The following is a 22,363-nucleotide window of genomic DNA, read 5'->3' on the forward strand; positions in this document are numbered from 1 at the left end:
CCGCGCCTCCCGTCCGACGGGTCTGGACACCACTGCCCAGCGCGAGCAGGATGAGCGGCACCGACCCAGGGAGATGGTGCGCCGTGCAGTTCCTCGTCAACGTCATCGACAGCGGCCAGGCCGCTGCGGCCGGGCGGACCGACTCTGCCACCGCGGCCGAGCGCGACGCGGTCGATGCGCTCAACGAACGCCTGGTGGCGGAGCACCAGATCCTGTTCGCCGGCGGACTCACCGCACCGGACGAAGCCCTCGTCGTCGACGCCCGCGGCGACGGCGACCCCGGCGTCAGCGACGGCTCGGTGTTCCGCGGCGACGAGTTCGTCGCAGGGTTCTGGGTGCTCGACCTGCCGGACGCCGAGACCGCGCGGACGTTCGCCCGCGACGCCTCGGTGGCCTGCAACCGGAAGATCGAGCTGCGCCGGCTGCAGGGCTGAAGCTGCGAGGTCCCCGAGCACGGCTGCCCTGGCCGTGACGATCATCGGGTGCAGTGCGTCCCGTTGGCGGGCGTGTGCGTTCGTGCCCCCAGCCATCGTGCCCCGACAGGAGACACCCATGACGACCACCGACCGCGACGACACCGCGGACAGCAAGCCCTCGTTCCGTGACACCGTGACGGCCGGGCTGGTGCAGAAGGCACTCGAGCCGGTGCTGCGTGCCGTCCGCGACGAGGTGGCGTCGGCGCGCCGCGAGGTCAGCGAACGCGCGAGTGGTGCCAAGAACGGCCTGGTGCTCACCGGAGTCGCCGTGGCCTTCGCGCTGACGACGCTGATCGCCCTGGCCGGGTTCGCGGTCGCGCTGCTCGCGATCGTCCTGCCGCTGTGGGCGGCCACCGGCATCACCTTCGCGGTGTTCGCGATCGTCACCGCGGTGCTGCTGCTGGTCGGGATCCGCGGGATCCGGCGTGGGATCCCGCCCGTGCCGAAGGACACGCTCCGGTCCGCGCGCGACCGGGTGACGAACCGCGACGAGCGGGCTGCGTAGCGCGACCGGGTGGCGAACCGCGACGAGCGGGCTGCCTAGCGCGACCGGGTGGCGAACCGCGACGAGCGCCGCGGCCGGGCGACTGACCGGTACCGGCGCCGCGGCCGGGCGACTGACCGGGACCGGCGCTGCAGCGGCCGAGCTTCCTCAGCGCGCGGTGATGCCGAACAGGGCGCTGAGGAAGCCGGACCAGCGGCGTCGGGGTGCGGTCCGGATGCTGCGGGTCGGCGCCGGGAAGGCGACGTCGTGCAGGTTGTTCCGCTTCGACCCGTCCCAGTTCGCGAACAGGTAGGCGCTGCCGAGCACCGACAGGCTGCGGACCGGCGCGCGACGCCAGTCACCGGCGCGGACGAAGTAGCCGGAGTGGCCGGAATGGATGTTGCGGATCACGGTGTCCACGTCGATGACGCCGGTCTCGGTGATGACGGCGGTGATGCCCGTTCGGTCTCGGGCGACGTACTCGATGATGTGTTCGGGCATGCTGCGTTCACGATGGTGTGCCACGTCTCGACGCCGGGAGGGTGGACCGTGCGCGGGACTCTGCCGGAACCGCCGTTGCTTCCGATGTCAGGATACGACGACGACGCCGATCCAGCACCAGGATGGCCAGAGAGAGCACCGCACCGATGGCGGCACCGATCGTGTTCATCCACCAGTCGTCGGTGTCACACGCGCGCCCCAGCCCGGGGACGACCATCTGCACGGTCTCGATGACCGCGGAGAGCCCCGAGCCGGCGAGGAACACCGCGAGGGGGCTCGTGGCGGGCCGAGCGGTCGGGCGCGCAGCTGCCAGCGCCCCGAACAGCACCGCGGGCAGCAGCAGTGCGACGTTCGCCAGGGTGTCCAGTCCGGTGAACGGCACCGAGAACTGCACCGTGCACGTCACCGGACCGGGGTCGCCCGACGGGGAGAGCGTCAGCGCGGCGACACCGAGCAGCGCCAGCACGGTCAGGACCGTGAGCGTTGCCCGGGCCCCGCGTCGGTGCAGCCACCAGCCGACGAGCGCGCACGCTGCGACGACGACCCAGAACAGCACCCGGACCAGCGTCGGGTGCTCTGCGAGGACGGTGCTGATCACGTGCGCGCGGTGCGGACCGCGTCGCGTACCAGGTCCGCCACCACCTCGGGCTGGTCGAGCCCGGGCAGGTGGGCCGTGGCGGGCAGCACCCGTGCCGGCCCCTGCCCCAGGCGTCGTGCGGTCTCCTCGTAGAAGGGCACGTCCGCCGGGACGTCGAGCTCGCCCCAGGTCGTGACGACGGGGACGGCGACCTCGCCGAGTCGGGTCCAGGCGTCCACGCCGGCGTCCCCAGCACCGTCCGGTGCCCCGACCTGCAGGATCCGTCGGTTCATCGCGCCGAACAGGTCCCGCGCCGGACCGGTCACCCGACCCTCGGAGGCAGCGGGGCCGTCGAGCCAGAGGTGCGCGAGTGCCGTGACCCGGTCGTCGACCGACGCGTCGGCAGCCTCGGCGCGCTCGAGCAACGGTCCGGTCGCGGCGTCGAGCTCCCAGTCGAACGGGGTGTCCTCGTCGGTCATCCCGGACACCGCCGCACCGATGAGCAGCACGCCGGACACCCGGTCCGGGTGCAGCAGGGCGGTGTCGAGGGCGATGGCGCCGCCCATCGAGTTGCCCACGAGCAGCGGCCGGGTCAGACCGAGGTCGTCGAGCACGGCGAGCAGGTCGTCGACGTGGGTGAACGACGCCGGGTCGGTCGGCGTCGGGGTGTCCCCGAAGCCGCGTCGGTCGTAGGCCACCAGGTCGAGCCCGTCGTCGGCGAGCACCGCGGTCACGGCGTCCCACGCGCGGCGGTCCGCCACGTTGGCGTGCAGGAGGACGACCGCGTGGCCGTCGCCCTGGTGGCGGGTGACGGCGATCGGGGTGCCGTCGGGGGTCGTGGTGGTGCGCTGCACTGCGTCCATGGACCCGAACCTAGCGAGTGCTGCGGCCTCCCGCGAGCTGCTCCGACACGACCCACAGCCGGTGCGCCGCTCCGGGATCGCGCGCCCACGCCTTCACGCCGACGGCGAACAGCGAGTTGGCCGTCTTCGACTGCGCGTAGGCGATCTGCGGGTCGTACTGACGCGCGACGAAGTCGAGGTCGTCGACGTCGACGCCGACGCGCATGTGCGCAGTCGAACTGAGGACGACCAGGCGGCCCCCGCGGTCTTCGAGCAGCTCGTCACCGCTGCCGCCGCCGCAGCGGTCGCCGAGCCGAGGCCCGTGGTGTCGACACTGATGAGCGTCTCGGTCGGCCTCGAACAGCAGGTCGACCATCGGGACGCCCACCGCGAACGGCTCCGCGGCGCGATCGGCCTGGTCCTGCCGGACCCCGACGCCGAGACACCGGCATCCGCCTGGCCGGTGAACGCTCCTGGAGCGTCGGTCAGCGCAAGTCGACGCCCGGTTCCTCGGTGATGCGTTCGCCGGTCTCGGGGTCCCAGCCGATGGTCTTCGGCTCGACGCGACGCGGCCGACGCTCGGCCTTCGGGAACCACCCGCGGGCCGACGGCAGGTAGGTCAGGACCGCAGCTCCGAGGAGTGCAGCGGTCTCCAGGAGCAGCCACGAACCCCCGCCGGTCGCCAGCTGGATCACGACCGTGCAGCCCTCGAGCCCGGCGAACACCGCGAGCAGCAACCGCGCGGTCCTGGACCCTCGACCCATGCGCCACGCTCCCCACGCGACCAGCGCGGTCCATCCGAGGACGACGACGACGGCCCCGACCGCACCGACCAGCAGGGGGCCAGCGGTGCGGAGTTCACCGACCAGACCGGGGACGGAGGCGACGAGACGGGCCCCGAACACCAGCCACCAGATCACGACCGCGATCGTGACCGCCACCGGCCGTGTCGGCCGTGTCGGCGCTGCCTCGGTGTCCATGCGTCCCCCTCTGGTCCTGGTCAGGAGCATGGCAGGAAGCGAGGCCCGGTGCCAAGCGGCACCGGGCCTCCAGTCCTGGGGGTGGTCGCGTCAGATCGTGACGCTCTCTCCCTCGGCCAGCGTCACCAGTTCGGTCCCCGTCAGCTGCTGCGTGAACTGGGCGAACGACCCCTTGCCGGCGTCGCTCAGCATCAGGTCGTGGATCTGCACGGCGCGGGTCGGGTGCACGGCGCGGACGAAGTCGACGAGCTCGCCGAGCTTCGCCCACGGGCCGGAGGTCGGCACCAGCAGCGTCTCGATGGGCACGTCGGGGACGAAGTAGGCGTCACCCGGGTGGTAGACGGCGCCGTCGATGACGAAGCCCACGTTCGTCATGAGCGGGATGTCGGGGTGGATGACCGCGTGGTCGCCGCCGACGGTCTGCACCGAGAAGCCGGCGGCGTCGAAGGCGTCGCCGGGAGCGACCGTGACGACACGGCCGTCGTGATCGCCGAGCGCCGCGGTCACGCTCGCCGGGGCCCAGACGCGCAGCTCGGGCTGGGCGTCGAGCGCCGCGGTCAGCACGTCGGCGTCCAGGTGGTCGGGGTGGTCGTGGGTGACGAGCACGGCGGTGGTGCCGGCGACCAGCTCGGCGGCGTTCGGCGTGTAGGCGCCCGGGTCGACGACGAGGGTGGTGTCGTCCTTCGTGAGCACGACGGTGGCGTGGGTGTACTTCGTCAGGTCCATGCCCGGAGTCTACGAACGAGCGCCCCTTGCGCGGGCTCAGGGACCGCGCCAGGCTGAGCACCACGACAGGGAGGGGTCGCATGCAGTCGATGGAGCCGATGCCGGGGAACCCGTGGCCACACGAGATGGTCATCACCGTCGAGGACGGCGCGAGGCCGCTGCTCGACCTGCTCTGGATCCGCGAGGCGTACGGGTTGCAGCCCGAGGGCGACCTCCCGCCGCTCCTGCTCGCGACGCCGACCCCGGCACGGCCGGCCCCGGACGCACCCCTCGCTGCGTGGGCGCACGGTTGGCCGGAGGTGTGGCGCGCGGCACTGGGGCACGCGGCGCTCCCTCGCGATCCGCAGACGATCCAGCGCCTGTCGACACCGACGCTCGACCCGGCGCTCCGGTCGACCCTGCTCGACGAGCTCTTCGGGCCGACGTGGCAGGACTCGTTCGGCGACGACGCCCTGACGCCGGACCACGAGGTGTGGGACACGGCACGGGCGCACGAGCGGATGGCGCCCGACCGGCACCGGTCCTCGCCCGAACACGACTGCGTCGACGCACTCGTCCCCGCGTGGCGCGCCGGGCTCACGACGATCGTGGAACTCCCGTGCAGCGGCGTGTGGTCGCAGCGGGTCGGCGACCACGGCCTGGCCGTGACGACCGAGACGCGGATGGACCGCACGGCCTACGCCGACGCGCTCCGGTCGTTCAGCTGACCCGTCAGGACGACCGGCGCAACGTGTGCCTGGGGTACTCGCCGAACCGACTGGCGTACTCCGCCGAGAACCGTCCCATGTGCGTGAACCCCCACGCTCGTGCGACGTCACCGACCGAGGTCTCCCCCGGGTGGAGCTGCAGCAGCTCTTCCTGCGCCCGACGGAGCCGCAGGTCGCGCAGCCAGTTCATCGGCGTCTCCCCGAGCGACCGGTGGAACGAGTCCTGCAACCCGCGCACGCTCAGCCCCGCAGCCTCGGCGATCTGCGCGACGGTCAGCGGCTCGTGCGCGTGCGCCTCGATGAACGCCAGGGCGGTCCGCAGCCGGGCCCCGGCACGCTGTCCCGGTTCCACGGCGAGTTCGGGAGCCTGCAGGGGGTAGAGCCGGAGCAGCGCGCGGGCGACCTCGCGCTGCGCCTCGTGCCACGCCAACGAGTCGATGCCGCCGGTGTGCAGTGCGCGCATCGCACCCGCCACCGAGGACCGCCAGACCGCGATGCTCGACGGGTCCGGCGTGACGGTGTGGTCGAAGGCCAAGGGCCCCGTCGACAGGCCCTGCTCCCGGGCGACGTCCCGCACCAGGCCCGCACCGAGGTGCACGAGCCGCTGGTCCCAGTCATGGTACTCCATGCGGAAACGACGTTCCACCGGGAACAGCGTCGGAACGCCCGGCGTCATGCGCACCTCGTCCCGGCCGACGTCGACGCGCGCGGTCCCCTGGTCGAGCCACTGCACCACGACCTCACCCTCGGTCGCGACGTCACCGCGCAGGTAGCCGTGCATCTGGGAGCGACGGATGCTCAGCCCGGCATCGCCGACGGCGACGTACCGGTACCAGTAGTCCTCGTCGAGGGTCGCGGAGTACCAGGTGCGGCCCGCGTACATGCCGGCGAGCGACGAGATCGCCGAGTCGGTGTCCCGCCCCGAGACGGCGACGAGGGACGCCGTCCTGGGGGTGAGGGTCGACTCGGTCACCCCTCCACCATCCTCGACATCGCCGACGTTCGCGACACGTCCGCGTTTGGTGGATCGACGCGCGACGCGACCGTCTGGAGGCCCGGTGCCGGCCCGACGGACCGGCACCGGGCCTCCAGGCGGTCACCATCACGGCACCGGCTCGGTCCTGCGCCAGCTGCGCCCCTGGAGTTCAGCGCGCCCGATCGGTAGATTGTTCAACAACCGCTGGCGACAGGGAGCACCGTGACGACCATCGACCTCAACAGCGACCTCGGCGAGGGGTACGGCGCCTGGACGCTCGGCGACGACCAGGCCATGCTCGACGTCGTCTCCAGCGCCAACATCGCGTGCGGTGCCCACGCCGGGGACCCCGTGGTGATGCTCGCGACCGCACGGGCAGCAGCAGCCCGGGGCGTCGCCGTCGGGGCACACGTGGCGTACCGCGACCTGCTCGGGTTCGGCCGCCGACCGGTGTCCGTGACGCCGGACGAGCTCCACGCCGACGTCGTCCACCAGCTCGGCGCGATGGCCGCCGCAGCGCGGGTCGCCGGTACCGCCGTCACCTACGTCAAGCCGCACGGTGCGCTCTACAACACCGCGTGCGCCGACCCGGTCCAGGCCGAGGCCGTCGTCCGGGCGGTCGCCGAGGTCGACCCCTCGCTCGCCGTCCTCGCGCTGCCCGACTCCGAGCTGCTCCGCGCTGCCGAGCGGTACGGTCTCCGCCCCGTCACCGAGGCCTTCGCCGACCGGGCCTACGAACCGGACGGGTCGCTCGTGTCGCGGCGGACCCCGGGTGCCGTGCTGCACGACCCCGACCAGGTCGCTGCCCGGGTGCTGCGCATGGTCACCGAGGGCGTCGCCACCGCCGTCGACGGGTCGGACGTTCCGGTCCGGGCCGAGTCGGTGTGCGTGCACGGTGACTCCCCCTCCGCCGTGCTCATGGCCCAGGCGATCCGCGCGCTGCTGACCGCGCAGGGCATCACCGTCGCGCCGTTCGCCGGGTCGTCGGGGTCGTCCGGGTCGTCGGGGTCCTGATGGCTCCCGTGGACGTGCGCGAGGCGGGGACCGCTGCACTCCTGGTCACCTTCGACACGCTCGACCAGGTGGTGGCCTTCCGCGGGGCGCTGCTCGCCGCTCGGGTGCCGGGCGTCACCGAGGTCGTCTCCGGCGCTCGGACGCTCCTGGTCCGCTTCGACCACCACAGCACGGACGCCGGACGGGTGCGGGCAGCGCTCGGGTCGGTGCGACCGGAAGCGGCCGCCGGGATCCCGACGGTCGGTGGGGTCCCACCCGTCGCGGTCGCGCCCGGCTCGCCGGTCTCGCCCGTCGCGGTCCCCGTCACCTACGACGGCGAGGACCTCGACGCCGTCGCAGCCCTGACCGGCATGTCGGTCGAGGCCTTCGTCACCTGGCACACCGGCCAGGTCTGGACGAGCGCGTTCTGCGGTTTCGCCCCCGGCTTCAGCTACCTGACCGGGACGGAGCCGCCGCTCGACCTCCCCCGACGTGCCAGTGCCCGGACGGTCGTGCCGAGCGGGTCCGTCGCACTCGCCGGTGAGTTCAGCGCGGTCTACCCACGCGCCTCCCCCGGCGGCTGGCAGCTCATCGGCCGCACGGACGTGCAGATGTGGTCGCTCGACCGCGACCCGCCCGCGCTCGCCCCCGCCGGCACGCCCCTCCGGTTCGTGGTGGCCGATCGATGAGCACCCTGACCGTCGAGCACGTCGGCTACGGCGTCACCGTCCAGGACCGAGGCCGGCCCGGCCTGAGCGACATGGGCCTCGGAGCAGCCGGCGCCGCCGACCGCGGAGCCGCCGCACTGGCCAACCGGTTGGTCGGCAACCGTCCCCACGCAGCCGTCCTGGAGGCCCTGCTCGGCTCCGTCGCACTCCGTTCCGATGCGCACGTGGTCGCGTCCGTGACCGGCGCGGCCTGCCCCGTCGAGGTCGCGCGCACGGACGGCAGCGTGCGCGGTGCCGCCGCGTACGAGGTCGTGTCGCTCGGCCCCGGCGACGTGCTCCGCGTCGGGATGCCGGCCACGGGCCTCCGTGCCGTCGTCGCCGTCCGCGGGGGCGTCGCCGTCGACCCCGTGCTGGGCAGCCGCTCCTGGGACTCGCTCGCGGGACTCGGTCCGGCCCCGGTCCGTACGGGAGACGTCCTGCCACTCGGGGACCCTCGCGCCTCGGGCCCCGATGCCGACGCGTGGCCGTGCGTCGACGCCGTCGCCCCGCCGCTGTGGAGCGGCCCCGTCGTCCTCGACGTGACGCCCGGTCCGCGTGACGACTGGTTCACCCCCGCGTGGCGGGCGACCCTCACCGAGCAGGACCACCACGTCACCGCCGACAGCGACCGCGTCGGTGTGAGGACCTCGGCCACGGTGCCGTTGGTCCGTGCCGTCGCCCGCGAACTGCCGAGCGAGGGCGTCGAGACCGGGTCGCTCCAGGTCCCGCCCGAGGGCCACCCCGTGCTGTTCCTCGCCGACCACCCCGTGACGGGCGGCTACCCGGTCGTCGGGGTGCTGACGCCGTCGTCGGTCGACCGGGCCGCGCAGCTCCGTCCGGGCGACACGTTCCGCTTCCGGATCATCGGGTGAGGAACACTGCGGCACCGGTCCGGGTTGACTCGACCGCACGCAGACCGCTGCTGTGCGAACGACGACGAAGGGTGTCCCCATGACGATGACCGTGTTCCTCGAGGTCCGACTCCGCGACGACCTGCCCGCGACGACGATCGAGTCCGCGATCCGCGAGACCCTCGCGCAGACCCGCGCCTTCACCGGCAACGAGTCCCTCGAAGTCCTGGTCGACGACGCCGACGCGACCCGGCTGGTCGTGCTCGAACGCTGGACCACCGCCGCCGACCACGACGCCTACGTCGCCTGGCGCGCCACCCCCGAGGGCAAGGCCGAGGCCCTGGCCGCGATCCTCGCCGAGCCGCCGGTCACCCGGACCTTCGACCGCACGATCGGGCTGTAGCCCGGGGGCAACAGCTCCGTCGGAGGTCAGCGGGGGCGTGGCTCGGGCGTGAAGTACACGGTCATGGTGAGGTCGTCCTCCCCGGCGCCGAAGGGTTTGCTCTGCGAGAAGTGGTTGACCGTCCAGTCCATGCGCTCCACGCTCCCGACCGTAGCGGGACGACGGCCGGGCAGGTAGACAGGGGCATGCCTGTTCCCGACGAGGTTCCGCACCTCCTGCAGACCGTCATCGACACCCCCGCACCTCGGGAGCTCGCCGAGTTCTGGCGGGAGTTCCTGGGGCTGCGGTACCGCGACGGAGATGCTCCCGACGCCGACGAGTCGGAGCAACCCGACTGGTTGGTGCTGACCGCCGAGGACGGCACCCGTCGCCTGGCATTCCAGCTCGCTCCCGACCTGCCACGCCCCCAGTGGCCGACCGGTTCGCCGCCGCAGATGCTGCACCTCGACCTGACCGTGGACACGATCGAGGCCCTCGAACAGCAGCGGGCCCGCGCGCTCCGCCTGGGAGCGGCGGTCCTCCACGACCGGACCGACGACGAGGAGGAGCCGCTCATCGTGTTCGCCGACCCGTCCGGGCACCCGTTCTGCGTCTTCGTCGCGCCGGACACCCCGTACCGCCAGCGCCGCGAACCATGCGAGCTGCCACGATGACGACATGACCGCCGACGTCGACCCCGCACTCGTGCCGGAACTCCTGGTGACGGACCTCGACACCAGCCTGCGGTTCTGGGTCCAGCGCTGCGGCTTCAGCGTCCGCTACGCCCGGCCCGAGGAAGGGTTCGCGTACCTCATCCTCGGCACCGCGCACGTGATGCTCGACCAGGTGGGCGTCGGACGCGACTGGATCACCGGCCCGCTCGAGCGCCCGCTCGGACGCGGCGTGAACCTCCAGATCACCGTTCCCGACGCAGCGGCCCTCGCCGCGGAGCTCGAGGGCGCCGGGGTCGAGCTCTTCATGCGACCGGAGACCAAGTGGTACCGGATCGACGACGACGCAGTCGGCGTCCGACAGTTCTGCGTCACCGATCCCGACGGGTACCTCCTGCGGTTCACGTCGTCCGCTGGCCGCCGACCAGCCGTCCGGTAGCCCGTCGGATCACTTGCGACGTCGGCTCTGTCCTGCGCCCGGGCCGGTAGCGGTCGTTGCGCTCCGTGGCGCAGGCGTCAGCCAGCGGCGTGCTCCCGCGCCTCCATCGCATCCCAGGCGAAGCTCGCCAGCCAGTGCGTGGAGAAGTACTCCTCGCCGACACTGGCCTGCAGCCCGGACGCCAGCAGCACGTCGGCCGCGGGGTCGAGCAGGTCCGCCAGCGCGGTGTCGGACGGGTCAGTGGCACGCAGGGCGTCCGCGATGCGGCGGGCAGCGCCAGCGCGGGACAGATCGAGCCCGAACAGGTGCACCTGCTGCGGGTCGTGCTCGTCGCGGACCACGGTCGGCGTCAGGACCGAGTCGCCGGCGCGGATCTCGGCGAAGAAGGCGCGGGCCCACACAACGAACTCCGCTGCGGGCAGCACGGCACGCATCAGATCGGCTTCGGCGAACCCGGCGGACAGGAAGTCGTGCCCGCTGCGTTCCCAGGCGAACGGCCAGCCGGCATCGCCGCCGAACCAGTCGACGGCAGCGCGGGACACCGTCGTCGCGAGCTCGTCACGCCCGAGTGCCCGGGCACCCTCGAGCACGAGCAGCAGCCCGAACGCCGAGTTGCTGTGGACGCCGTGTCGGACGGGATGCGCGGCACCGGCCACCCATGCGGTCACCAGTTCGTCGAGCACGTCGACGACCGGTGCGAAGCCCGGCGCGAGGGCGCGGATCGCCGGTGCCTCGGACGTGGACACCTCGGCGGCGAGCCGCATGAGCCATGCCCAGCCGTAGGGGCGCTCGTAGTGCGGTGTGCCGCGGAGGTAGGCGGCCTCGGTCGCCAGGTGGTCCGCGCTCAGGTGCGCCTGCAGGACCGACGTGACCCGGGCCTCCTGGCTGGCCGTCAGGCCGAACGCGACCAAGCGTGCCGCCAACCAGTGCATGTGGACCGACGAGTGCCAGTCGTACGACGTGGCGAACGCGGGGTGCAGTTCGACCGGCAGGGCCCGGTCGTCCGGACCGGAGGTCGTGTGGTGCGCGGCGTAGGGGTACTCGCGGGTGACGTTGTCCAGTGCGACGGCGGCGAAGCGCTCGGCCCAGGCGGAACGGTCCAGATCAGAAGGCGACAAGGTACATGACTCCGATGTTGACGACGAGCAGGACGGCGGCGGTCGGGATCTGCGCCTTGATGGGGCCGTACTTGTCCCGCATCTCGAGCAGCGCCGCCGGCACCAGGTTGAAGTTGGCGGCCATCGGCGTGACCAGGGTGCCGCAGAAGCCGGCGAGCATGCCGATGGCGAAGACCGCGGCGGGGTTGCCGTCGAAGCCCTGTACCAGGACCGGCCACCCGATGGCGGCGGTCATGATCGGGAACGCGGCGAACGCGTTGCCCATGATGATCGTGAACAGCGCCATGCCGAGGCAGTAGACCACCACGGCGGCAAACAGTGACCCGTCCGGCAGGATCGACTTGATGATCGTGCCGACGGCGGTGCCGACCCCGGCCTGGGTGAAGACGATGCCGAGCGTCGACAGCATCTGCGGCAGGAGGGCCGCCCAGCCGATCGCCTGCAGCAGGCGTCCGCCCTCGCGCACCGGGGTGGCGAGCGACGGCGGCCGGAGCACGAACACGGCGACCGCGACGGCCAGCACCGATCCGATCCCGAGTCCGGTCAGGGTGGCGCTGCCCTCGGCCAGCAGCGGCTTCCCGCCGATCGAGACCAGCGGTCCGAGCGTGGCGACGAGCACGGCCACGACGGGGACGACGAGTGCCGGGATGAACAGCCGGTTGCCGAAGCGGGTCGCCGAGGCAGCGCGCTCGTCGGCCGTCGTCGTCGCGAGCACGCTCGTGCTGCTGCCGTCGCGCTGCGGCATCGCGCCGGTCGGTTCAGCGGGGCCGGTCTGGGCACCGGTGCCCGCGCCGGGGACGCTCGCGACGCGGGTCCGGCTCGGCGCGGTCGTGCCGGTGAACCCGAGCCCGGCGAGCGCCACCATCACCAGGACGGCGACGCCGAGTGCCCACGCCGGTGCGGTCTTCGCCGCGACGAAGGTGCCGTAGAAGAAGGACAGGCCGAGGATGCCCCAGAACGCCGCGTTGCCGAGACGCTTGGCGTGGGTGGTGTCCGTGACGATGAGCACGGCGACGGCGATGAAGAACGCGCCGATGAGCCAGTAGAGCCACTCGCTGGTGATCATGCTGCGACCCCTGCCGGTTCGGTGGTGCCGCGGACGTCGGCGGCCATCCGGTCGAGCTTCCGGTCGAGCAGCAGCAGCCTGGTGCCGTGGACCAGCAGCGCGGCGATGCCCGTCGGGATGGCCCAGAGCGCCAGGTCGATGGGTTCGAGCGCCAGGCCGTACGTGGCGTCGACGAACGTCGTGATCAGCAGGATCGAGCCGACGGCGACGAACACGTCCTCGCCGAAGAACACGCCGACGGTGTCGGACGAGGCCGAGTACCCCTTGATCTTCTCGCGCATGCGTTCGTCGATCCGACCGTACTTCTTGGTCGCCGCCCCCTCGGCCATCGGGTGCACGAGCGGCCGCACGGTCTGCGCCGGGCCACCGATGCTGGTGAGCCCGACGGCCGCCGTGACCTGCCGGATCACCAGGTAGCCGGCGAGCAGGCGGCCGGTGGTCAGTCGGTCGAGCTTGGCGATCAGGCGCTTGGCCTGGTCCTGCAGCCCGTACCGCTCGATGAGTCCGATGACGGGGAGCACCAGGGCGAAGGTCGTCACCGACCGGCTGGACGCGAAGCCGTTGCCGAAGGCGTCGAGGATGCCGACCGGGCCGATGCCGCCGATGGACGCGGTGACGATCCCCGCGACGGTGACGACGAGCAGCGCGTTGATGCGCAGCGCGAAGCCGACGATGACGACGGCCACTCCGATGAGGACGAACATGCGGGACAGTCTGGACCGCATTGTTCAACAATCACAAGGGCATCGCGCGATCTGTGACACGCCGGAAACACGGCGCACCTGTGGAGGAACACCGCTCGGGGCCGTGCCAGGATCGCCGCATGAGCCGAACCGTCAGTGGGGCCGAGTCGACCTCGTCACGGCTCCGGTCGATGATCGCGGCGGGCGACTTCGCGCCGGGGACGCAGCTGTCCGAGGAGCGCCTGAGCGACCAGCTCGGTGTCTCGCGGAACACCCTGCGTGAGGCGTTCCGGCTGCTCGCGCGTGACCGCCTGGTCGAGCACGTGTTCAACCGCGGGGTGTTCGTCCGCCGACTGTCCGAGGACGACGTCGCGGACCTGTACGCCGCGCGGCGGGTGCTCGAGACCGCGGCCGTCCACGCGATCGCCCCCGACTCCCCCGCCCTGGCCGACGTGTCCGCGGCGGTCGACGCGGCCCGCGCCGCAGCCGAGATCGGCGACTGGCGGACGGTGGGCACCGCCGACATCCGCTTCCACGCCGCACTGGTCCGCGCCCTGCCGAGCGAGCGGCTCTGGGGGCTGATGGACGGCCTCCTCGCCGAGATGCGGCTGGCGTTCCTGACGACCGACGACCCGGCCGCGTTCCACGCGCAGTTCGTGGAGCGGAACGCCGGCATCGTGCGCGCCTTGGGCGCGGGCGACCCGGCCCGCGCGGCGACGCTGTTGGCGGACTACCTCGACGACGCCGAGCGCACACTGCGGGTCGCGGCGACGCGCTGACGGACGGGAGGCCGTGGTCGTTTCCGCCTCGCCGGCCCCCTTGCCCACAGCGGGGAAGTCAGCCTATGGTAACGATACCAATCGAAGGAGAGCGATGATGCTCAGCTCGACACCGACGCGGATGACCAGGCTCACCCGTCTCGCCGCGGCCGCCGTCGTCATCGGCGTCGCCTGTGCGGCGACGCCGCAGCAGGCGAACGCGGCGACCGCCGCCCCGGACCCCGTCTGGCAGCAGCGCGCGAGCGCCACCCACGACGCGATGCAGGACGCGCTGTACACCGGGTCGGCGGGCCACGGGCTGTACCGGGAGAACACCGACACCACCGCCGGGAACCCGTACTCGTTCCTCTGGGAGTACCGCGAGGCCACCCAGGCGACGCTCGACCTGCAGGGCATCCCGGGTGTCGGCCCCGCGTACTCCCACGCAGCGGCGGCACGGGTGGACGGCTTCGAGCGGTACCACGCGGTCGCACCGGGCGGTCGGCCCGGGTACGAGTCGTACCTCCCGGCACCCCTCGGCACCGGCGGGGACGTCTACTACGACGACAACGCCGTGGTCGGCCTGTCGTTCGTCAGCCAGTACCAGGCGACCGAGGACCCGGCCGCACTCGACCACGCACAGGCCGCCTTCGACGTGGCCGTCCGGAGCTGGAACACCGACACGACGTTGCCCTGCGCCGGCGGGTCCGACTGGATCGACCGACCCGACAACACGGTGCGCGCGGCCAACGTCACCGGGCTCACCGCGCAGCTCGCAGCACACCTCTACGAGGAGACCCACGACGCGTCCTACCTGCGGTGGAGCACCAAGCTGTACGACTGGAACAACCGGTGCCTGAAGCAGTCGGCCGGCCTGTACCGGAACAGCATCAGCGACGACGGCACGATCGACCCGACACTGTGGACGTACAACTCGGGCGCCATGATCGGCACGGCAACGATCCTCTACCGCGCGACCGACGACCCGAAGTACCTGCAGCAGGCGTCCGCGGCGGCACGGGCGTCGCTCGCGTACTGGAGCGCCGACGGCCGGCTCCAGCAGCAACCGGCGGTGTTCGACGCGTTCTGGTTCAAGGACCTGCTGCTGCTCGACTCGGTGCAGCACGACCCGGCGTACCGCGCAGCAGCCGAGCAGTGGGCGACCGCGACCTGGCGGGACAACCGGGATCCGGCAACCGGACTGTTCCACTTCCAGCCGAGCGGTGGTGGCGACCCCGACTGGGACCGCCCTGCGGCGACGCTCGACCAGGCTGCGATGATCCAGGTCTTCGCTGTGCTCGGCTGGTCCCAGGACCGGCTCGGCGAGGTCAGTTGAGCCTCCGTCGCACCGGGACGGCTCCCATCGGCGTCATGGACGTCGGTGGGAGCCACGTCACGGCTGCAGTCATCGACCCCGACGCGCCCGGTGACGTCCTGGTGGAGCGGGACGCGGCGGTCGACCCGCACGCGCCCGTCGACACCCTCCTCGACCAGCTGCTCGGCCCGGCGCGGGTCCTCGCCGAGGCGGGCGCAGCCCGTGGGTGGGCCGTCGCGATGCCCGGCCCGTTCGACTACCGAGCGGGGACCGGCACCTTCGCCGGGGTCGACAAGTTCCGCGCACTCGCCGGCGTCGACCTGCGCGGAGCGGTCGCAGACCGGCTCGCCGTCGCGCCGCAGGACGTGCGCTTCTGCAACGACGCCGTCGCGTACGCTGTCGGCGAGTGGGCAGCCGGTGCCGGTGCGCGAACGGGGCGCCTGGTCTGCATCACCCTGGGGACCGGTGTCGGCTCGGCGTTCCTGCGCGAGGGCGACGAGGTCAGCTCCGGCGCCGAGGTCCCCGAAGCAGGCGAGGTGCACCGTCTGACGATCGACGGACGGCCGCTCGAGGACACGTTCTCCTCGCCCGCGATCCGGCGCGCGTACCGCGCGCGGTCCGGCGTGACGAGCACGGTCGCTGAGATCTGCGCACTCGCACGGACCGGCGACGCGACGGCCACGGACATCGTCGATCAGGCTGCGCAGGCACTCGGGCGAGCACTCGGACCGTGGGTCGCGCGGTTCGCCGCCGACCGGATCGTGGTCGGCGGGTCGATCGCCCGCTCGTGGGACGTCATCGCCAGCCCCCTGCGCGTCGGCCTCGACGACGCGGGACGCCGCGACGGGGTGCCCGTCGTGCCCGTCGTGCCCGCCGCACTCGGCTCCCGAGCGCCACTGACCGGGGCCGCCGTCGTGTGGTCGCGGCAGCCCGGCGTCAGTCGCTGAGCCCGGTCCCCCGGACCGAGGCCTTCACGGTGCCGAGGCGCTGCCCGACGCCCGCGCCCCACGGTCGGATCGTGTAGGGCCCGACCGCCGCCGGCACGATGAACGTCTCGGCGTAGTGCACGACGAACGGCTCGAACGCGCCGTCCGGGCTCTCGACCACGGCCGCTGCTCCCTCGACGAGGTTCAGCACGTTCACGGTGCCGTCGGTGTCGTGCGGGACGACGTCGTCGAACCAGTGCCGACGGACCTCGATGAACTCGAGCTCGTGCAGGCCCGTGCGCTCCTCGACCCACCCCGCTCCCCGCGCCACCTCGGTCACCTGGTTGACCAGCTCGTCCCGCGCGAAGTCGGTGCGGCGGTCCCACTGGATGTTCGCGAACGCGTGGTCGAGGTGGACCGGCCGAGGAACCCCGTCGAGACCGACCCGCCCCCAGTCCCACATCTTGAAGGTGAAGATGTACGGCGTCGCCGAGATCTCGAGCACCATCGAGTCGGCACCTGAGCAGTGGACCGTGCCCGCGGGGATCAGGAAGTGGTCGTGCTTCTTCGCCGGGAAGGTGTTCACGAACCGGTCCGCCGGGAAGGGGTCCTGACCGTGGGATGCCGACCGGAGCGCGGCACGCATCGCTTCGGGGTCGGTGTCGTCCCGGACGCCCAGGTACACCACGGCGTCGTCTGCCGCGTCGAGCATGTAGTAGCTCTCGTCCTGTGTGTACGGCATGCCGAAGGTGTCCTGCATGTAGTCGGTCAGCGGGTGGACCTGCAACGAGAGGTTGCCGCCGGACATCGTGTCGAGGAAGTCGAAGCGGATCGGGAACTCGGCACCGAACCGCGCGAAGGTCTTCCTGCCGAGGAGTTCCCGCGGATGGCGGAACACGAGGTCGAGCGCCGGCAGCTCCACCACGGTGTCGCCGATGCGGAACAGCAGGCTGTTCTCCTCGGGCACGCAGTCGAAGCACCACGCGTAGTTGTCGGCGTCCCCGACCTCGAGGACCTCCTTCATCCACTGTCCGCCCCACACGCCGGGGTCGAAGAACGGCACGACGCGGAACGGTCGACGACTCGCGAGCTCGAGTCCGGCGCGGAACGTGTCCCCGGTGACGAGCTTGGCGTCCGCCATCGATCCGTTCGCGTCGAGGAGCAGGTCGATGCGGTCGAAGAGCGTGCGCTTGTGACGGTCGGCGACCCGCCACTCGACGAAGTAGCCGCGCTTGACCTTGCGGAGCTGGTCCTCGGCGGCGTTGTCCGCCCGCCAGTTCGGTGCGCCCGCACGCTGTCGCCGCTGGATCTCCCACCGGGCCAGGTCCGCGAGCACCACGGTGTCGAACTGCACCGGCACGAGGGTGGCACCCCACCCGACCACGACGACCGGGCCGTCGGTGGCGCCGATGCGGTCCGCGACCCGTCGGAGCCGCTCGTCGTCGTAGAAGTCACCGAGCACCTGGTGCCCCAGCACGCCGAACACCCGGTCGTCCGTCAGGTTCGCGGCGATGCGGTCCTCGATGACCGCGGCGGGCAGCGCAGCTGCGTCCTCGACGTCGATGACGAGGGCGTCCGGGGCGATGGCAGCGAGCTGACGGCACAGGCCTTGGAGGTCGCTGCCGGGGTAGGTGTCGACGGCCAGCGTGCGGCGACCCGGACCGTCGAGCAGTCCGGCGAGGTGTCGCCAGGCGGCCGCTCCGGTCCAGACGTCGTGGCCGGACGGCAGGTCGATGACGGGGGCCTTGTCGTACTGGCCGGCGGTCACGCCTGCAGGCAGGGAGGTGGTCATGGGACTCCTTCGGCGCTGACGACGTCAGCAACACTGATAACGTTACCAACAGTACAACGGGTCCTGCCCGCCGACGCAACCCGGGCCTCCCGGCGGGACCGGTCAGTGGTGGACGATGTGCACCGGGAGCTCGACGAGCCGCGCCCCTTCATCGGCCGCACTGCCGTCGAGCCGCGACAGCAGCATCCTGGCCGCGACACGACCGAGCTCCGCCGGGTCGTGGTCGATGACCGACAACGGGATCGGTGCCATGTCGGCGAAGTCGAACGAGTCGAAGGCGAACAGCCGTGGCGGGACCGCAACGGAACCGTCCGCCACTGCCCGCGCGATCGCGCGGATCGCGCCGACACTGATCCGGTTGTTCGCGGCGAACACGGCGGTGGGCGGGTCGGCGAGCGTCAGGAGCTCGCGCATCGCGTGCTCCGACGCCTCTGCGTCCTGCAACCCGAGCACGACGAGCCGCTCGTCGACGGCGGTCCCGCTGTCGGCGAAGGCGCTCCGGAACCCCGTCAGACGACGTTGCCCCGTCGACACGGTGACCTTGTTGCCGAGGAAGGCGACCCGACGGTGCCCCTCGCGCAGCATGATCGCTGCCGCTTCACGCGCGCCGTGCACGTCGTCGATGAGCACGGCGTCGGCAGGTGCGCGCTCCACGGTGCGGGAAGCGAGCACGAGCGGCACGTCGTGCAGTCGAGCGGCGCTGAACCGATCGCCGTCCTGACCGACCGGGACCACGACGAGCCCCTCGACCTGACGTCCGAGGAAGTCGGAGAGCAGCTGGCGCTCCAGGTCGGAGTCCTCGTTCGTCGTGCCGACGAGGATGCGACGCCCGGTCGCCGCGACCACCTGCTCGATGCCCTGGACGACCCCGGCGTAGTACGGGTTGCCGATGTTGGTGATCAGCACCCCGACCAGTCCGGACCGTTGCCCGGGGCGCAGGCTGCGGGCGTTCTCGTTGCGGTGGTACCCGACCTCGGCGATCACCCGTTCCACGTGTTCGCGGAGCGCCGGTCGGACGTTCTTGCCACCGGACAGCACCCGGGAGACGGTCATCGGGCTGACCTCGGCGACCCTGGCGATGTCCTTCACGGTCATCGCGGTCTTGCGTCCCGGTGCGGATCCCGCGCTTCCCTGCATGGGTCCCATGTATACCCGACACCCACTTGCGACCAGACCGCGCCCGTGTATGCTCCGGTTGGTAACGTTATCAATTCACCGTCGAATGGAACGCCCGATGCCACATCCGTTCTCCCCCGGGTCAGGAGTGACCCGCCGGACCGCACTCGCCCTCGGTGGCGGCGGTCTGCTGGCCATGGCGCTGGCGTCCTGCGCCCGCGGCTCCGACACCCTGCCGTCAGCCCCTGGCACGGTCACGCTCAACAGCGACAACCCGACCTGGGGTCCCGGGTACGCCGCAGCGTCGGCGGTGCTCGCGAAGCGCATCGGGTACGAGATCACCTCGCGGTCCGTGGCCAGCGTGGCGAACTACGGACAGGTCATCCGGATGACGGCGCAGACGGACAGCACGACCGACCTCATCAAGTGGACCAACGGGTACCGCCTGCAGGACATCGCCCGCGCCGACATCCTCACCGACCTCAGTGCCGTCTGGGACGACGTCGAACGGCGCGGCTGGGTCGACCCGGCCCAGCGCGAGTCCTTCAGCTACCGCGGCAAGCCCTACGGTGTCCCGCTGTACAAGAGCTACTACGCGGTGTTCTACAGCAAGAAGGCCTTCGCTGAGCACGGGATCAGCGAACCGACCACCTTCGACGAGTTGATGGACGTCGCACAGACGCTCAAGGACGCCGGCATCACGCCGTTCCTGTCACCGGGCGCGACGACGTGGGAAGCCGAGATCTGGTTCATGCAGCTGCTCGCCTCGACGGACCCCGCCTACTACCAGGCAGTCACCACGAACCGCGCGAGCTACACGGACGACCAGGCGACGACGGCGATGGACCTCTGGTCCCAGATGTACGCGAACGGCTTCTTCTCCGCGCCGGACGTGACCTCGAACGACCTCCCGGGACTGGTCGGCAAGGGCCGGTTCGGCATGATGCTGTACGGCACCTGGTTCGCGAACAGCCTGCTCGCCGCCGGCCTCACCGACGCCGACATCGGGTTCTTCCGGGTCCCTCCGCGTGGGACGGCGAAGCCCGCCGTCGTCGTCGAGAGCGGGTCGCTCTCCGTGCCGGTGAAGGCGCACCGGCACCGAGCCGCCGTCGACGTCGCCGAGAACTGGCTCGCCACCGACGTGCAGACCGCATGGGTCGGGTTCCTCGGTGACACGAGTCCGAACCCGCACGCGCTCCCGGAGTCGAACCTGGTCAAGGCCCTCGCGCAGGACGTCGCCCGGGTCCGTCCGGTCGAGCTGACGCGCTACTGGGAAGCATCGCCCACGCCCCTCGTCGAGGGCAACGTCCAGGACCTCGGCGCCTTCATGGTGAACCCGACGAAGGCCAACGGTGCCGCCACCCTGCGGTCGATGGAGAACCGAGCCCGCACCGAGTGGAAGATCTGGGACGCCGCATGACGCTCACGCAACCCCCGGTCCCCGAGACCGCGGTCACCCCGACCGACCGCACCACGGCACCGGGCCGGCCGTCCCGACCGCGCCACGTTCCGATGCGGGCACGGCTGACCGGCGGGGCGTTCCTGGCCCCGTCCGTCGTGCTCGTCCTCGCGCTCCTCGTCGCACCGTTCGCCTTCACGATCTACCGCAGCTTCTTCGACGACAACGGCTTCACCCGCAGCTGGGTCGGACTCGAGAACTACCGGGCGATGTTCGCCGACCCCGCGTTCGGGCAGTCCGTGCTGAACACGTTCCTGTGGGTGGTCGGCACGCTGCTGCTCCCCGTGGGCATCGGGCTCGCGATCGCCGTCGGCACCTGGAAGCTGCGCCTGGGCGGACTCGCGCGGTTCGCCATCGTGCTCCCCTACGCGATCTCCGGGTCGGCGACCGCGGTGGTGTGGACCTTCATGCTCTCGACCGACGGCGGACTCGACGCGCTCCTGAGGACGTTCGGCCTCGACGCCCTCGTGTCGCAGTGGCTGCTGCAGTGGCCGCTGAACACGGTGATGATGATCGTCGCGACCACCTGGCAGGCCACCGGCGCCTGCGTGATCCTGTTCCTGGTCGGGCTGCAGTCCATCCCACCGAACACGCTCGAGGCCGCGCAGATCGACGGCGCGTCCGGGTGGCGCTTGTTCTGGTCCGTGACCTTCCCGCAGCTGCGTCCGATGACCGTGGTCGTCGTGGGCATCTCGATCGTCGGCAGCCTGAAGGTGTTCGACCAGGTGCTGCTGCTCACGAACGGCGGTCCGGGCACCGCGTCCGAGACCCTCGCGCTGACGATGTACCGCGAGACCTTCACGCTCTCGCGCTACGGCTCGGGCGCTGCGGTCGCCGTCTTCCTGACCGTCGTCGTGGTCGCCGCGTCGTGGGCGTACCTCCGCCGCCAACTCCGCCCCACCGACTAGGAGCAGCCCGAGATGACCAAGACCTCCCGCCGCGTGCTCGCGGCCGTGCTCGTCGTCGTGTCCCTGATCTGGCTCGTCCCGTCGTACCTGCTCGTCGTGAACGCCTTCACCAAGGGTGCGGACTACTCGGGCACCCCTGCGTGGTGGCCGACCTCGTGGTCGCTCTTCGACAACATCCGGATCGCCTTCACGAACGCGAACGTCGGTCAGGGCATGGCGAACAGCCTGCTCTACTCCGTCGTCGGGGCCGGCGCCGCGGTGTTCATCGCCGCCCTCGCGTCGTTCGCGGTGACGATCATGCCGGTCAAGCGCCCGACCTTCTGGTTCTGGGTGATCTACATCGGCACGATCCTGCCGCTCCAGGCGTTCCTCTCGCCGCTGTTCACGGGCTTCGCGGCCACGTCGTTGTTCGACACGCAGTACGGGATGCTGCTCGTGTACGTGGCGCTGACCATCCCCTTCGCCTTCTTCGTCGTCCGGGGCCACATGACCGGGCTGCCGAACGAGGTGCGCGAGGCGGCCTCGCTCGACGGCGCCGGGTGGGTGCGGATGTTCTTCCAGGTGCACCTGCCGCTGTCGACGAGCGCGCTGCTGGCAGCCTTCGTGTTCCAGTTCACCTGGATCTGGAACGACCTGCTCTTCGGCTTGACGCTCTCGTCCAGCCCGAACATCCGGCCGGTCATGGCGACGTTGGCCGACCTCACCGGCAACTACTCGACGTACGGCCCACCGGTCGCGCTGGCCGGGGCACTCGTCGCCTCGCTGCCGACGGTCATCGTGTTCTTCGCCTTCCAGCGCTTCTTCGCGCGCGGGCTGAACCCGACCGCCTGACCCCGACCGCCTGACCCCGACCGCCCGACTCGACCCGACCCGCACCCCGGGCCCTCGAAGACCGCCAGACCCCGAACCG

The 22,363-nt window shown here is 71.7% G+C and carries 28 protein-coding genes; 16 read left to right on the top strand and 12 right to left on the bottom strand.

The window, feature by feature from the left end:
• Positions 1-83 precede the first annotated feature (83 nt).
• Positions 84-434, top strand: a complete 351-nt coding sequence (locus BIU90_RS04730) for a YciI family protein (RefSeq protein ID WP_071299093.1) — start codon at positions 84-86, stop codon at positions 432-434.
• Between the two features lie 118 nt (positions 435-552).
• Positions 553-981, top strand: a complete 429-nt coding sequence (locus BIU90_RS04735) for a phage holin family protein (protein WP_071299094.1) — start codon at positions 553-555, stop codon at positions 979-981.
• 147 nt (positions 982-1,128) lie between these two features.
• Here BIU90_RS04735 and BIU90_RS04740 read toward each other — a convergent pair whose 3' ends face one another.
• The 4 genes from BIU90_RS04740 to BIU90_RS18880 are packed head-to-tail and all read right to left on the bottom strand — an operon-like array spanning position 1,129 to position 3,106.
• A complete protein-coding gene (locus tag BIU90_RS04740; RefSeq protein WP_071299095.1) occupies positions 1,129-1,461 on the bottom strand; it encodes a hypothetical protein in 333 nt (110 codons plus the stop codon).
• 7 nt (positions 1,462-1,468) lie between these two features.
• On the bottom strand, positions 1,469-2,059 hold the full coding sequence (locus tag BIU90_RS04745) for a VanZ family protein (RefSeq protein ID WP_071299096.1): 591 nt from the start codon (positions 2,057-2,059) through the stop codon (positions 1,469-1,471).
• Positions 2,056-2,901 (bottom strand): alpha/beta fold hydrolase, encoded by an 846-nt coding sequence (locus BIU90_RS04750; protein ID WP_083403707.1) that lies wholly within the window; start codon positions 2,899-2,901, stop codon positions 2,056-2,058. Before BIU90_RS04750 ends, BIU90_RS04745 begins: the two co-directional genes overlap by 4 nt.
• A 10-nt stretch (positions 2,902-2,911) precedes the next feature.
• Positions 2,912-3,106, bottom strand: coding sequence for a hypothetical protein (locus BIU90_RS18880; protein ID WP_217640896.1), 195 nt, complete (start codon positions 3,104-3,106; stop codon positions 2,912-2,914).
• Between BIU90_RS18880 and BIU90_RS18595 the strand changes: the two genes are divergently transcribed.
• Positions 3,107-3,397: a hypothetical protein gene (locus BIU90_RS18595; RefSeq protein ID WP_175470138.1), complete on the top strand. Its 291-nt coding sequence runs from the start codon at positions 3,107-3,109 to the stop codon at positions 3,395-3,397.
• On the opposite strand, the gene BIU90_RS04760 is transcribed toward BIU90_RS18595, so the two are convergent.
• Together BIU90_RS04760 and BIU90_RS04765 are read right to left on the bottom strand one after the other, a co-directional pair.
• A complete protein-coding gene (locus BIU90_RS04760; RefSeq protein ID WP_071299098.1) occupies positions 3,366-3,860 on the bottom strand; it encodes a hypothetical protein in 495 nt (164 codons plus the stop codon). The two genes, BIU90_RS18595 and BIU90_RS04760, sit on opposite strands and share 32 nt — an antisense overlap.
• A 90-nt stretch (positions 3,861-3,950) precedes the next feature.
• Complete coding sequence (locus BIU90_RS04765; RefSeq protein WP_071299099.1) at positions 3,951-4,586, bottom strand: MBL fold metallo-hydrolase; 636 nt, start codon at positions 4,584-4,586, stop codon at positions 3,951-3,953.
• Positions 4,587-4,666: 80 nt separating this feature from the next.
• On the opposite strand from BIU90_RS04765, the gene BIU90_RS04770 reads away from it, so the two are divergent.
• Positions 4,667-5,293: a hypothetical protein gene (locus tag BIU90_RS04770; protein ID WP_083403708.1), complete on the top strand. Its 627-nt coding sequence runs from the start codon at positions 4,667-4,669 to the stop codon at positions 5,291-5,293.
• Between the two features lie 4 nt (positions 5,294-5,297).
• Here BIU90_RS04770 and BIU90_RS04775 read toward each other — a convergent pair whose 3' ends face one another.
• The gene (locus BIU90_RS04775) at positions 5,298-6,266 is read right to left on the bottom strand and encodes an AraC family transcriptional regulator (RefSeq protein ID WP_071299100.1); all 969 of its coding nucleotides are present in this window, start codon (positions 6,264-6,266) and stop codon (positions 5,298-5,300) included.
• 225 nt (positions 6,267-6,491) lie between these two features.
• Between BIU90_RS04775 and pxpA the strand changes: the two genes are divergently transcribed.
• The 6 genes from pxpA (at position 6,492) to BIU90_RS04805 (ending at position 10,312) form a co-directional block, all read left to right on the top strand.
• Positions 6,492-7,283 carry a LamB/YcsF family protein gene (gene pxpA / locus BIU90_RS04780; protein WP_071299101.1) on the top strand — a complete coding sequence of 264 codons (792 nt, stop codon included), beginning with the start codon at positions 6,492-6,494 and terminating at the stop codon, positions 7,281-7,283.
• Positions 7,283-7,951, top strand: a complete 669-nt coding sequence (locus BIU90_RS04785) for an allophanate hydrolase subunit 1 (RefSeq protein WP_071299102.1) — start codon at positions 7,283-7,285, stop codon at positions 7,949-7,951. Before pxpA ends, BIU90_RS04785 begins: the two co-directional genes overlap by 1 nt.
• Positions 7,948-8,841, top strand: a complete 894-nt coding sequence (locus BIU90_RS04790; RefSeq protein WP_071299103.1) for a biotin-dependent carboxyltransferase family protein — start codon at positions 7,948-7,950, stop codon at positions 8,839-8,841. Before BIU90_RS04785 ends, BIU90_RS04790 begins: the two co-directional genes overlap by 4 nt.
• Before the next feature lie 79 nt (positions 8,842-8,920).
• On the top strand, positions 8,921-9,223 hold the full coding sequence (locus tag BIU90_RS04795; RefSeq protein ID WP_071299104.1) for a putative quinol monooxygenase: 303 nt from the start codon (positions 8,921-8,923) through the stop codon (positions 9,221-9,223).
• A gap of 185 nt (positions 9,224-9,408) precedes the next feature.
• Entirely contained in the window at positions 9,409-9,876 is a 468-nt protein-coding gene (locus tag BIU90_RS04800) for a VOC family protein (protein ID WP_071299105.1), read from the top strand.
• 4 nt (positions 9,877-9,880) lie between these two features.
• Positions 9,881-10,312 (top strand): VOC family protein, encoded by a 432-nt coding sequence (locus BIU90_RS04805; protein ID WP_071299106.1) that lies wholly within the window; start codon positions 9,881-9,883, stop codon positions 10,310-10,312.
• Positions 10,313-10,389: 77 nt separating this feature from the next.
• Here the strand turns inward: BIU90_RS04805 and BIU90_RS04810 are convergent, their stop codons facing one another.
• From BIU90_RS04810 to BIU90_RS04820, 3 genes are read right to left on the bottom strand one after another with little or no spacing between them, the layout of a single operon-like run.
• Positions 10,390-11,430, bottom strand: coding sequence for a DUF2891 family protein (locus BIU90_RS04810; protein WP_071299107.1), 1,041 nt, complete (start codon positions 11,428-11,430; stop codon positions 10,390-10,392).
• The gene (locus BIU90_RS04815) at positions 11,417-12,496 is read right to left on the bottom strand and encodes a DUF979 domain-containing protein (RefSeq protein ID WP_071299108.1); all 1,080 of its coding nucleotides are present in this window, start codon (positions 12,494-12,496) and stop codon (positions 11,417-11,419) included. The genes BIU90_RS04810 and BIU90_RS04815 overlap by 14 nt, the downstream gene beginning before the upstream one ends.
• On the bottom strand, positions 12,493-13,200 hold the full coding sequence (locus BIU90_RS04820) for a DUF969 domain-containing protein (RefSeq protein WP_071299109.1): 708 nt from the start codon (positions 13,198-13,200) through the stop codon (positions 12,493-12,495). Before BIU90_RS04820 ends, BIU90_RS04815 begins: the two co-directional genes overlap by 4 nt.
• 119 nt (positions 13,201-13,319) lie before the next feature.
• On the opposite strand from BIU90_RS04820, the gene BIU90_RS04825 reads away from it, so the two are divergent.
• From BIU90_RS04825 to BIU90_RS04835, 3 genes are all read left to right on the top strand, one after another.
• Entirely contained in the window at positions 13,320-13,958 is a 639-nt protein-coding gene (locus tag BIU90_RS04825) for a GntR family transcriptional regulator (protein WP_071299110.1), read from the top strand.
• Positions 13,959-14,079: 121 nt separating this feature from the next.
• Positions 14,080-15,273, top strand: coding sequence for a glycoside hydrolase family 76 protein (locus BIU90_RS04830; RefSeq protein WP_071299187.1), 1,194 nt, complete (start codon positions 14,080-14,082; stop codon positions 15,271-15,273).
• A 35-nt stretch (positions 15,274-15,308) separates the two neighbouring features.
• Complete coding sequence (locus BIU90_RS04835; protein WP_071299186.1) at positions 15,309-16,199, top strand: ROK family protein; 891 nt, start codon at positions 15,309-15,311, stop codon at positions 16,197-16,199.
• Here the strand turns inward: BIU90_RS04835 and BIU90_RS04840 are convergent.
• The gene (locus BIU90_RS04840) at positions 16,189-17,970 is read right to left on the bottom strand and encodes a class I mannose-6-phosphate isomerase (RefSeq protein WP_071299111.1); all 1,782 of its coding nucleotides are present in this window, start codon (positions 17,968-17,970) and stop codon (positions 16,189-16,191) included. The two genes, BIU90_RS04835 and BIU90_RS04840, sit on opposite strands and share 11 nt — an antisense overlap.
• A gap of 102 nt (positions 17,971-18,072) precedes the next feature.
• Complete coding sequence (locus BIU90_RS04845) at positions 18,073-19,065, bottom strand: LacI family DNA-binding transcriptional regulator (protein WP_083403709.1); 993 nt, start codon at positions 19,063-19,065, stop codon at positions 18,073-18,075.
• A 139-nt stretch (positions 19,066-19,204) separates the two neighbouring features.
• Between BIU90_RS04845 and BIU90_RS04850 the strand changes: the two genes are divergently transcribed.
• Genes BIU90_RS04850 through BIU90_RS04860 form a run of 3 tightly spaced genes read left to right on the top strand, consistent with a single transcriptional unit; the run spans position 19,205 to position 22,284 of the window.
• A complete protein-coding gene (locus BIU90_RS04850) occupies positions 19,205-20,506 on the top strand; it encodes an ABC transporter substrate-binding protein (RefSeq protein ID WP_071299188.1) in 1,302 nt (433 codons plus the stop codon).
• Positions 20,503-21,453 (top strand): carbohydrate ABC transporter permease, encoded by a 951-nt coding sequence (locus tag BIU90_RS04855; RefSeq protein ID WP_083403711.1) that lies wholly within the window; start codon positions 20,503-20,505, stop codon positions 21,451-21,453. Before BIU90_RS04850 ends, BIU90_RS04855 begins: the two co-directional genes overlap by 4 nt.
• Positions 21,454-21,465: 12 nt before the next feature.
• Positions 21,466-22,284, top strand: coding sequence for a carbohydrate ABC transporter permease (locus BIU90_RS04860; protein WP_071299113.1), 819 nt, complete (start codon positions 21,466-21,468; stop codon positions 22,282-22,284).
• The last annotated feature ends 79 nt before the right edge of the window (positions 22,285-22,363 follow it).

Origin of the sequence: Curtobacterium sp. MCBA15_001, assembly GCF_001864835.1 — a bacterium.
GTDB lineage: Bacteria > Actinomycetota > Actinomycetes > Actinomycetales > Microbacteriaceae > Curtobacterium.